A 12,035-nucleotide genomic window follows, 5' to 3' on the forward strand; every position below is an offset into this window, starting at 1 on the left:
GTTCGAGCCCAACAACCCAACAGGAAGTGTTCCATGGTCCGGCCTTCACTGCCGTACGCCGCGATTGCGTGCGTAGCCATGCTCTTAAATGGTTGTGCGATCCGTTCCGTTCCACCAACAACCACGGTCTGGAACAAATTGGGCGTGCCGCAAGCATTTGATGCTGCCAATGCTAATCTGATCAATCGTCGTGGCAATCATCCTCAATGGGAACGCAAGCCACCTTTGAAGCGTATTGCCGACCCCGCCAACCTCAAATCGCCTAACCCGGCCATCAAAGCGGCCGCGGAAATTAAGGCCGAAGAGGACATGGCACCTCAAAAAATCAAAGCCTTGAAATACTTGGCAACGATCGGCTGTGGATGCTACGACAAGGAAGGCAAAGTCGAAGCGGCAATCCTAGCGGGCCTGAACGACTGTACTGAGGACGTGCGTAAGGCAGCCGTCGAAACCATTCAAGCGTTGGCCGGGAACTGCGGCTGCCAAGATGGTTGTGGTAACGGATGCTGCACCGAAAAAATCCAAGAGAAGCTGCAAGACATGGCCTACGGCGAGACCGACGGTTGCTGGCACGAGCCTTCTGCAGAAGTTCGCTCGATGGCCATGCAAGCCCTCTCGGCATGCCCGCCAATTAGCGTCGAACCCAAGAAAGAAACGATCGAGCGTGAGACCGTTCCGACACCATCGATCTTGGACCGCGAAACGGCTCCTAACGAGCCACTTCCACCTATCCCGCCACCGGCTCCGATGGAAACGTCGGCTCCGGTCCTGAAGGATACCGAGTTTGTCCAGTTGACGTCGGCCGCCGCTGCTCCCCAAGCTGCTGAGTCACGCTTCTACGCTCCCGTCAATGTCGGGTTCGTGGAAGAGGTTGCCGCGACACCTAACATCAATCCCTCGGTTAAAACGGTTTCGGCAGAAGCAACGGCCAAGCCAACCGCGATGGTGATTCACGACGAAGCACCGAACGCGGAAGTGCAAGTCGAAGAGATCGTTCTGACAGAAGCAGATGAAACGCCGAAAGCAGTCACTACGAAAGTGGAGTTTGTCATCACGGCCAAATCCATTGCAGTGATGCACATGCCTAAAGCTTCGAAGGTCAAAGTCGGCGAAATTCTGCCAGTCCAGATCCACAGTCGTCGAGGTGACCACACCGTTGAAGGTAAGGTTTCCGTCACTAACATTGACGGTGGTCTGGTCTACGTTCGCCCGATCGATGGCCTCGCCCTGCGAGTCCTTCGACCTGGTAGCTCGGTGACGATCAACCGCTAGTCGGCAACTTCCTACCGAAAAAAGATTGGATTCAACGCCACATCATTCCCCGCTGGATATGTGGCGTTTTTTCATTCTTGGCCCAGTGAGAATGCCTCGGCCGAAGGCATCGTGTCAACCGTCTATCATTTTCCGAGAAACTCGCTCTTAGGAGCGCACGGAATCTGGTAACCTCAATGGAACTGACTGTGAGATAAATTTAGAATCTCTGCAGAAGGTTACCCGGCAGTACGGTCTTCATCACCAACGAAGTCTCGATCCCGCGAGGGAAGGAGCAAGACGAGCGTTATGGCCGATTGGCGCGAGGGAGCAGGCAAACCGAAGCCTCGGAAACCCAAGAACACTCCCCAACCCACTGCAAAGTCGCCGAAAGAACCAACCGGGTGGCGAGATCGACGCAAGTCGGAAGGGGATCAAGGCGGAAAAAAGTCTGGCAAGGCCTATCTGCAAGACAACACACGCAAGGGCCCTAAGAACATTGGGATCCTGAACCTCTTGTTGTTCGCCTTGGTGGTGCTGGTTGGGTCATTCGTCGCAATCATTGGTTGTCAGCCAACCAAGACGCCGATGTTCTACATGGCGACCCTACAGCACGATGACCCTCTATGGGAGCCAAACGCCTACGCGCAAGAGGACCGCGAAAACTTCATCCTATCGATGGACGATTCCGCGGCGAATATCGAACTAACAACCGGCCAAGAAATGGCGGTTGGCTCCGACAATCAAAAACCATGGCTTGACCTGAACGACGACGAATTCACCTCAGCCATCCAAAAGTATCTAGACACCGCCAACGGTCCTGGTGGGCCCCGCCCTGGTGGCTGGGTGTTCTACCTCAGTTGTCATGGTGTGACGAACTACGACGCCATTCCTTATTTGGTGGCGAAGAACAGCCGAGCTCTCGATCCACAGCAGCCCGATTCGCAGACGCGTGGTGATCACCTCGTGCCGCTCGAATCGATTCTGCAAACGATCTCGGAACATCCTAAGGTTCAGCGCAATCCGAAGTCGTTCAAACTCATTGTGCTTGATATGGGACGCATGGAGTCGCAGTGGTCGGCCGACCGATTGTGCGGCAACTTCGCGCAAGCTGCGCAGACGCTTGCCAATCAGCTACCCACTAACATACAGCTATCGAATACTTACATTCTTCTCTCAAATAGCGACGGGCAAAAGGCATGGGCCAATCCGTGGGAAGGTGGGACCAACTTCGGTCTCTTCTTCGGTCGAGGCTTGATGGGAGACGCGAATGAAACGGTCGACTCCCACGACGACGATAGCATTTCTATGGGCGAGCTCCATCGCTACTTAACGAAGCAAGTCGATGACTGGGCTGTGCAGCATTTCAATTCACGGCAGGTACCAGTGCTGATTCCGGTTGGTCAGTCCCCCCTGCCCGATAGCGTGCTGCTGAGTCGCGTTGGAGACTCATCGTTTCAAATCAAACCAAGTGATGCCAGCAGCGGTACAGGTGCCAAACGTCTAGCCGAGTACTGGGAGGCCATTGAGTTCCTTGGGGACAATGGAGCCCTCCGTCTGGCACCAGCGAGGTTCAGCTTGATTCAGTATCAGCTGACTCGCGCCGAATCATTCGCTAGGGGTGGCATCGCCTACCAATCTGCATTCACGCAGGCGGCACAGTCGTTGAATCAAAGCATCGCCGACCTAGCCGCAACGTTGGCAAAGTACGATGCCGTTGTCGAGCAGCAAATCGCGACCAGCAATCTGGCTTACTTCCAGGGAAGTAGCGTCAAGAAAAACGTGAAGGGAACGAGTTCGTTTCCGATCGGCAGCTTGGCAGCTTGGAATGCCATTCATACGGGCAAGAAGCCTGAGATTCCCACACTGGAAGACTTGACCACGCACAATGGCAAGGTTGCGGACGACGCTAAGGCGGACGACATCAAGTCGCAGGACAAAGCAAAACCACTGGTTTGTCCAGATTACTATGTCGCAGCAGATTCGTTGTTGAATACGTTCTCGCAACAGCGTGAAATGACTCCAACCAATATCAACTTGGTCGTCGAGTACCTTCTGACCGCGCCAAATTCGCCGGTGACGCCCGAAGGAACGGGAACACATGCCGTTGAGGTCGAGTTCCTGGTGATGTTGGGCAAGTACCTCGAACTATTGGATGCAGACTTCGGCATCCAGCCAAGTTCGTTCGACGCGACCGACTACCGCCTCGCAATGTCACAACTTCTGGAATCTCGTCGACGGTTGGAACGTATTGTCATCGTCGAAGACGAACGTGTATTCCCATGGCTCGAACCGGTTCTGGACGATGCGGAAGAAACACGACGTAGCGCGGAAGATCTTCTATTCGCATTGAACCCCAAGGAAGCGATTAAGGTCGCAACTCCACTTACTGAGGGTGCGCAAGGCCTAGAGGCGATCGAAAAGAAGAAGGCCCGACTCACCGAAGCTTATCTCGTCGCCGATTGCGTCCGTGCATCTGTCCCGTTCCTGCTGGAATGGTTGACTCATCAGCCATACGCCGATGACGTTCGGAAGCAGCGAATTTCGCAAGCCGTTGCCGCACTTGAAAAATGCCACGAGCTCGTCAACCAGTTAACGCCACCTAAACTGGAAGGAGACGTTCGCCCAAATTACGGCAAGGCCCCGGTTCCAGACGAGGCGTTTGTTCAAGAGATCGCCGGAAAATACACCGAGGTTGTCAGCTTCCTGAATCGTGAATACCAAGACCTGACGGACGATCAAGGACGCAAGAGCCGGGCCGACTCCGAAACGCTGCTTTCGATTCATAATCTGATGCGGGTTCGCTATGTCGCTAAGCTGAACGAAACCGTTTCGACTTACAATCGAAATCAGCTTCGCTCGCTGGTAAGTCAGCTGACCAGTACCAGTCACTCGATCTCACAAAGTCAAACCGTAAATAACGCGAACACCAAACCAGAGGTGATGTCGCCGCTAAAGCTTGGTTTGACGGCGTATGAGCAAAGCCCGTGGAAATTGGCGTTAGGTCAAGCCGGAGGAGCAGCCGACTTCGAGGTCATGTCGCTTACGCCCGATCGTTTCTCGATCGTCGACAAAATGCTGACTGAAGCGGCACCGACCGTTTTGTTCGCCAACAAGGTCATGATGCAGTCGCTGGAAAGCACGCTCAATCCGTTCCGTAAGATCGAAACATTTGCCAACGCACCCAATGCCGTTAGTGCATCCGCATTTACGGGCACGGTTGTCGAAAACCAGTCGCAGATCGCCTCGAATCGCTCGACCCCATCGCAAATCGATTACCGAAGCCAACGCAAGGAACATCTTGCCTGGCTGGCAAACTGCGAGTTGGAAGACTTCTGGGGAAATGACCCGCAGAACCCATACTTTGAACGCCAGTCGCAATTATTCCTGACGGCCTTCAACCAGGAATCGGTCGATGCTCCAAGCAAATTGGCAGGCGACGTCAACAATCGCCTTAGTCAGCTTCGACGCGACACGGAAGACTGGGTCAACATGGGTGTGCCAAAGGTGGTGATCGGACCACAGACCAAGTCGATCAACCATCCACTTACCATTCAGATTCCACCAACGATTCCGAATGGAACCTCGGCTATCGATCTGTTGAACGTCGAAGGTAAGGCGATATCGTTCGGAAACAATGCTGGCGTGAATGCGTTTTCGCATCCATTCCCCGTGCAACCGACCGGCATTTATCAATCACAACGGTCTTATCTACAACGGATCGACGCCACTGAATTTGCCGGAATGTCGAAAGGCTTTGAGCGTGTGCGGTTTCGCGGGCACACGCAACAGTTCCCCTTTGATATCGAAGGAACGAAGCCCAAGGACAGCATTGACCAGATTGTTGATATTAATCCTTTTCCGTTCGTCCAACCGTATGTCGTGGTCGGCGGTAATATCACCGGTTCGGCCGATGTGATTTTCATTCTCGACTGTTCCGCCTCGATGGCCAAGACGTTACCCAATCAACGAAGGCAAACGCGAATCAATGCAGCGAAGGGAGTGCTTGATGACATCCTTACTTCGATGGCGACCGACAAAGGAAAATTCCGTGTCTTGACGATGGCGTTCGGTAATCGAATGGGTTGGGAGAACGGAACCTTGCGCGCCATCAAGCGACCTGGCGTCGAAGTTCCCGCAGGCATCGAACCTCCCAACGACGTGCAATTCCTGAACAGCGAGAATCTGACTCCCCTGCTGGATCATGATCCAGGTCGAAACGAGCCAGGGGTGAACGTCGATCGTATCAAAGCCGAGGTCAACGCCCTACAAGCATTCGGCGAAACGCCACTGTATTACGCAATTCGCTTGGCCCTGCAAAAGGTCGATCCGGTCAAGCCGACGCAAATCATCGTAATTACAGACGGAGTCAACGAGCAGTCCGCCGAGCCAGGCGATCCTTACCGTACCAGTGCGCTGCAGTTGATTACCGATCTTCAGCGGCAAAAGCGGCCTAATCTGCAATTGCAAGTGGTTGGCTTTGCCTTCGAAGGGAATGCCAAGAATCTGAAGATCACGGAAAAGGACACGCCGAAGGAAGATACCCTTGAAGAGTTGGCTTGGATTGCGAAGTTCAAAGGTAACGGTGGTTTCATCCCCGTCGACGAGCCACATAAGCTGAAGGACGAGATCGAGAAGCTGATTCAAACCAAGTTGAAATACTCGGTTACGGAAAAGCTCGATCCTTCGGAGCCGAAGCTCTACGATTTCGACGTTCCGTGGTATGCCACGCAAGACTTTACGAACGGCAAGCGATTCGATTATGTCGTTCGCGAATGGCAGACCGATAGCACTGTGAACATTCAACTGCGAGGCGGTGAGGCGATCAAGCTTTCGTACGACAACGTCCTGAAGAAGATGATTTTCAGCGATGATCCTGCCGAGATCACTGCCCAACGTCAAGTTGCCGTGACCGACAGTGTAAGCGGCAACGGGACGTATCAGGCTCAGATCTTGAATTTCCAAGCCCCCGCCTCAGACAGTAAGACACTGCAAATTCCGGTTCGGCTCGAGAATATAAGGAACACCCTATTTACCGTTCGACCGTATCATATTTGGGCTGAAATCCAGCCGAGCGCGACCAATAGCTTCAAACAAAATGATCTCTTAGAGACCCGCTATTTTGGCGATCTCATGCTACGTAACGGTACGCAGTTCCCTGAGTTCTTGATTCAGCTTCGCGATTGGCAGCCCGTCGCACGATGGGCACGTTTGAAGCTATTCCTTCATTTGGACAAGCCGATCGTCCCGGAAAAGACCCTCTCGTTGTTGGATATCCTCAGCGGGAACTCTGACTCGGTCAAAGCCGAAACGCTGGTCGGTAACTTTACGGTTCAACCGGCGACCAGTGTCGACAAGTACAAATACATTGTCATGGTCACCGTCGAGCCCGGCCCCGAGGGTATTCAGCCTCATCATGTGGAGGTCACGCCTACGCCTCCCCGGATCGAGCGGACCTGCACCCTGGCCGGCGATGGCAGTCAGAAAATCCTCAGCATCACACATCGATTTATGTACGAGAGCAAGTCTGATGCGGAAGCAGCGGCCTCGCCGCGGGTCGATATCTGGACGAAAGAGCAGCTGACCACGGGCGCCCCTTCGTTCACCGTTGACCTGCAAGTACCACGCTAAAAGGACGCACTGCACCTCGCTCGCGAGTGCTTATTGGCCAACTAATTAGCATGAGCAGAAGAACCGTTCAAACTCCTACCCAACGCGTAGGATTACCAGCGCTACCCAGGCCACCCGAAGCATCGCAAATGCTTTATGCGAAACATGTTACTGCGACTAAGAAATGTCGCTCTCAACCGCCGAGGGAAATCCCTGGAATCTTTTTCAATTCCACGCAACGCCAACCGTTATGCGCCGTAAACCTAAATACATTCAGGGGAAGCGAGGCCAACCTGAGTTTTACACACAGGGGTTTCGCGTTGGTAACAGAACCAAAGCCGATTCCATCGTTACAACTACATTTCACGTTAGAGGGAGAGTTTAGTTATGGCTGGTTACATTTTCTTCGACGGTATCGAAGGGCAAAGCACTGACGCCGAGCACAAGAATTGGATTAACCTGCTGACCATCAGCACGAACATCAGCCGCATGGTTACCCGCGGTGGTTCCGGTTCGTCGCGTAACGTTCAAAGTGCGATCTTCGACGACCTGATCTGCACCAAGGAATTGGACAAGTCCACCCCAAAGCTGATCGAAGCCGTTGCCTCTGGCAAGACCTACCCCAGCGTCAAGTTGGACCTCGTCCAGTCGTTGGGCGACACCTCGAAGCGTCTGCCTTACCTGCAGTACGAACTGAAGAACACGATCGTCACCAATCACTCGTTCAGTGCAACCGTCGACTCCGACGGCACGGTGCCGCTCGAATCGTTCTCGCTGAACTTTGAAGAAATCAAAGTTACGTACAGCCAGTACGGTAAGGATGGTGCGAAGCAAGGTAAGGTCGAATCGACCTGGAAGTTGGAAGAAGGCTCGACCTAATTACCGCTCTGAAATTCAAACGCAGAGGAAGCGTATTTCGCTTTCCTCTGCGTTTTTTTTCGTCGTTAATCAATCACGTTACCTTTGCGCAGTTCGCCCATTGGTGATTCATCTACCACATCACCTTCGGATGCTTTAGTCGCCATGAATGATGCTCAAGAGCACCGCCCGTTTTCCTTGGAAGGCAACCTAGGAGAGGATTTCTATCTCTTAGGTTTTAACGGTCACGAAGGGATCTCAAAGCTTACCAACTTTCAGTTGACACTCGTTTCGCGTCGGCAATCGCAAGACTGCAAGCATAAGCCGGAAGAAATTATCAACAAAGAAGCTTCAATTCGCTTCTACGTTGGTGACCAAGAGCGTCATATCAAGGGATACATCAACCGCTTCTCGGCTGATTTTCAAGGACACAGCCATGTCGGTTTCCATGCCGAGTTGGTTCCTTGGTTATGGTTTTTGACGCAAACGTCCGATTGCCGGATCTTTGAAGATAAGACTATTCCTGAAATCATCGAAGCGGTCTTTAAGAGCCAACCCTTCGCGAGTATCGCGAAGTTCACCAAGAAGCTTAACTACTACTATCCCAAGCTTGAATACTGTGTTCAATATCGAGAGACCGATTACAACTTCGTCTGCCGATTGATGGAACAAGCCGGTATTTTCTTTTTCTTCGACTCCTCTGGAGATGGCTCGAACAGCGATCAACTAATCCTGGCCGATCATGAAGGTGCCTACTTTGACGTGATGGAGAGTGAACCGATTCATCGTAGCACTTCGACCGGCACCCATGATCGCGGCCCAGAAATTACCGACTGGGAACATCGTTACGAGTTTGTTTCCGGGCAGTGGACACATGCAGATCATAATTTCAAAGAACCATACCTCAATTTTGAAACCGACGCGAAAACCAAGATCAGTAACACGCTGAGCAGTGAATTCAAAAAGTACGAACTGTACGACTTTCCAGGCGATTTCGTCGACTCTAAGTCCGCTAGTAGTGGAACAAGTAACGGGGAAGGCGTCGCCACTGTGCGGATTGGCGAAGAAGAGCATTCGTTCGATCGTATTTTCGCCGGAAGTGACTGCCGGTCGTTTTGCGCTGGAGGCAAATTCAAACTCACGTCGAAGCGGGCAGAAAGCGACAACGGTAAGAAGTTCGCAATTGTTTCCGTCCAACATGTCGGCTCGAATCCGGGATACACAACCGGTGTCGCCGAGGGAACCAAGTACTCCAATACATTCACCTGCTTGCCGGAAGACATGGCCTTCAATCCTCCGCGGATTACGCCCCGTCCAACGGTTTCTGGCATCCAAACGGCCACCGTCATCGGTCCCCAAGGAGAAGAAGTTCATTGCGACGAATACGGGCGCATCAAGTGTTTGTTCCATTGGGCGCGTCCCAAGAATAGCGACCGCAAGCAGCCCGACGATCAAACCTCGTGCTGGGTTCGCGTTGCTCAAGCCTCAGCTGGTAAGAAGTGGGGGTTCATGTCGATTCCGCGGATCGGTCAGGAAGTTGTCGTCGATTTTCTCGATGGCAATCCCGATCGGCCCCTCGTGATTGGATCTGTCTACAACGAGATTCAGAAGACGGCTTACACCCTGCCGGATGATAAAGTCAAAACCTACTTCAAGACGAACACGTCACCAGGAGGAGAAGGTTTCAATGAGTTGTTTTTCGACGACAAGAAGGACGCGGAACGAATCTTCATCCATGCCCAGAGGGACTTCGACAAGCGGATTTTGAACGATTCGCGAACGCTGGTTTTAGGCAACGTCTCGCAGATCATTGGTTCGCAAAATGGCGATAAGGATAAGACTGGCAAACAACTCGAACGGGTCTACTCTGACAAAGAGATCAACGTAAAACGAAACCAGGTCGAGCACATCGAGGGCAACCACACGATGATGATCGGCAACGGCGAAGCCGACAATGGAGGAAATATGGCGTTGGTCGTCGAGAAGCAGGTCGGAATCCTGATTGGCGAAGACGGCATGGGCCTGACCAACGAAGGAGACGCCAAGACCTGGATCAAAGGTGCGCAACACGTTACCGTGGATGGTGACTGGAAACAAAAGTCAGCATCGCTTGATGTTACCGTTGAGGGGAACTCAAAGACAAAAGCCTCATCGGATATAAGTACCGAAGCAGGTCAGGACATCAAAACCAAAGCGGGCATGAATTGGGACGTGGATGCCGGCATGACAATCAACGTCAAGTCGGGAATGGCCCTCAATATTGAAGCTGGTGCATCACTTTCGCTGAAAGTCGGTGGTAATTTTATCAACATCAACGCAGCTGGTGTCTTCATTCAAGGAACCTTGGTCAACATCAACAGCGGTGGCTCGGCATCGTCTGCTTCGCCTGGTAGTCCAAGCAGTCCTTCATCGCCAGATAAGCCAGATCAGAACGTCGAAGAAGCCGATCCGACCGAACCAAACGAAGCCCACAACGAAGAAACCGGCTTCAAGTCAGTTCCTGAATAAATAGTAAGAAGCAGACTTTTCCAACCATCGCGCTCATGGGGAAAAAATTATGCCACCAGCAGCTCGCATCTCAGACATGCATACCTGTCCGTTGGTCAACCCTGGCCCCGTGCCACACGTCGGGGGCCCGGTAGCGATGGGATCACCCAATGTGCTGATCGGCTTTATGCCGGCCGCGCGGGTTGGTGACATGGCCGTGTGCGTGGGCCCACCTGATACGATCGCGAAGGGATCGACTTCGGTGATGATCGGCTACATGCCGGCGGCTCGCATGGGAGATACAACTGCCCACGGAGGAGCGATCGCAATGGGCTTTCCGCAGGTCTTGATCGGCGGCTAACGAGCGTCCGCCTGACAACCGAAGTAACATGAAAGAAAGCCGCTAATCACTTAGCGGCTTTCTTTCGTGGATTGAAGAGGCGTGTCGATCACTTCGATTCAGCCGAGTGACCTTAGCCGACTAATTCGGGTGGGCAAGGCAAGCCGAGGGTTCGCCAAGTGCGAATCTCTTGGTCGTTCTTAAAGATCACCCAGCGAGAGCCTCGCTCGATCTCCAGCAAGATCGCTGAAATGCCGTCGAGAAAGCCATAATTTGTAAACTGGCCATCTGAGTACAAGTGATTCAGAAGCTCAGCAGGGCTCGCTAATTCGTTAGTCAGTCGATAAGCCAAGCTGACAAAATCAAGCTTATTCAACCGGCTCGTCATGCAGATCAATGCGTCCTGGCCCCACGACTGACGCATAATGCCATGGAACGCCGCGACATCCTGCTTGGCAATCAATAACTGTGTACTCGATATCTGTACGGCCCCGGCAGCCATCGCCTCCTGATAAAAGCCAGGCTGCTGCTGCGGCTGCATTCGTCCGTAGTTGACTATCGCGTACAGAAATCGATTCTGCCCGATAAAGTCCGCCACATCTGTAGGTGGCTTCACTTCGTTCCGGGGACAGAAGTATGTCATGCCGGATGGAGCGAGACGCGTTTCGTAACGCATCTGCAGTCCTTGGGCGAGTTCCGCGGCCGAGAGCGATCGTTGTGGAAGCGAAGGATTGCTGATCATGCTCTGGGGCTGAAGTTCCTTACCGGAAACCGATTCTTGCGAAATTGGTTCGGGGCGATTGTCAACGTAGTCACTTCCCAAACCAGCATTACGGCGGGCGTTCTTAAATGTGTGACTACTCAATCGCGGGTAGTTTTGAACGTTCTTCGAATCGTGCTTCGCATTCTGTTTTGCTTGGAAGAACGGATTGTTCTCTGGGGCAATCGATTCGGTGCGATCATATTCCAACGGGAACACACCGGATGACTGGCCAGCTTGCCCTGCCGTCTGCGGTGGTGCGATACCGCCGGAAGTCTCCCCGGGCAGATCGCTCAGCATGACGACTTGGAATTGGGTCTTTCCAGCGACGATGACATCACCATCGTAAAGCTGGATCGCGGTGCCAACTTTTGCACCGTTGACGAAGGTACCGTTACGGCTCTGCAGGTCCTTTAAGATGACCTGATTTCCTTCACGTGCGATCGAGAAATGAACACCAGAGAGGTGGGGATCGTCAGGCACGGTGAGCTCAGACTTAGGTGTCCGACCTACGCGCACCACTTGTGAGGCATCCAGCCATACACGCCGGTTGCCGTAGTTTGTCGAGTAAATTTGAAGCGCTAGTCGCAATTAACGAATCTCCGTGAGCAGAGGAAGATCGCTTGCCCAGATCTCCAATAACCCCTCATCTAATTATCCAACAAGAGCGAATCGGAGTTGCAGGGTTTTTTGGGATTTGCCACCTGATTTCGGAAAATTACATAAATA

General features: G+C 52.8%; 6 protein-coding genes. 5 read left to right on the top strand and 1 reads right to left on the bottom strand.

From position 1 onward, the window contains the following. Positions 1 to 33 precede the first annotated feature (33 nt). The 5 genes from C5Y83_RS09720 to C5Y83_RS09740 all read left to right on the top strand — a co-directional run bounded on the left by C5Y83_RS09720 (position 34) and on the right by C5Y83_RS09740 (position 10,567). Positions 34 to 1,272 (top strand): hypothetical protein, encoded by a 1,239-nt coding sequence (locus C5Y83_RS09720; RefSeq protein ID WP_105329474.1) that lies wholly within the window; start codon positions 34 to 36, stop codon positions 1,270 to 1,272. A 288-nt stretch (positions 1,273 to 1,560) separates the two neighbouring features. Then, entirely contained in the window at positions 1,561 to 6,882 is a 5,322-nt protein-coding gene (locus tag C5Y83_RS09725) for a hypothetical protein (protein ID WP_105329475.1), read from the top strand. Between the two features lie 366 nt (positions 6,883 to 7,248). Continuing rightward, positions 7,249 to 7,740, top strand: a complete 492-nt coding sequence (locus tag C5Y83_RS09730) for an Hcp family type VI secretion system effector (protein WP_105329476.1) — start codon at positions 7,249 to 7,251, stop codon at positions 7,738 to 7,740. 144 nt (positions 7,741 to 7,884) lie between these two features. Further along, on the top strand, positions 7,885 to 10,227 hold the full coding sequence (locus tag C5Y83_RS09735; RefSeq protein WP_105329477.1) for a type VI secretion system Vgr family protein: 2,343 nt from the start codon (positions 7,885 to 7,887) through the stop codon (positions 10,225 to 10,227). Positions 10,228 to 10,276: 49 nt separating this feature from the next. Beyond that, positions 10,277 to 10,567 carry a PAAR domain-containing protein gene (locus C5Y83_RS09740; protein ID WP_105329478.1) on the top strand — a complete coding sequence of 97 codons (291 nt, stop codon included), beginning with the start codon at positions 10,277 to 10,279 and terminating at the stop codon, positions 10,565 to 10,567. 112 nt (positions 10,568 to 10,679) lie between these two features. Here C5Y83_RS09740 and C5Y83_RS09745 read toward each other — a convergent pair whose 3' ends face one another. Continuing rightward, positions 10,680 to 11,897 (bottom strand): FHA domain-containing protein, encoded by a 1,218-nt coding sequence (locus tag C5Y83_RS09745; protein ID WP_105329479.1) that lies wholly within the window; start codon positions 11,895 to 11,897, stop codon positions 10,680 to 10,682. Positions 11,898 to 12,035 lie beyond the last annotated feature (138 nt).

The organism is Blastopirellula marina (assembly GCF_002967765.1).
Classification (GTDB): Bacteria; Planctomycetota; Planctomycetia; order Pirellulales; family Pirellulaceae; genus Bremerella; species Bremerella marina_A.

Coding starts and splice junctions, on each gene's coding strand:
- C5Y83_RS09720 (WP_105329474.1), top strand. CDS start 34: ATGGTCCGGCCTTCACTGCCGTACGCCGCGATTGCGTGCGTAGCCATG.
- C5Y83_RS09725 (WP_105329475.1), top strand. CDS start 1,561: ATGGCCGATTGGCGCGAGGGAGCAGGCAAACCGAAGCCTCGGAAACCC.
- C5Y83_RS09730 (WP_105329476.1), top strand. CDS start 7,249: ATGGCTGGTTACATTTTCTTCGACGGTATCGAAGGGCAAAGCACTGAC.
- C5Y83_RS09735 (WP_105329477.1), top strand. CDS start 7,885: ATGAATGATGCTCAAGAGCACCGCCCGTTTTCCTTGGAAGGCAACCTA.
- C5Y83_RS09740 (WP_105329478.1), top strand. CDS start 10,277: ATGCCACCAGCAGCTCGCATCTCAGACATGCATACCTGTCCGTTGGTC.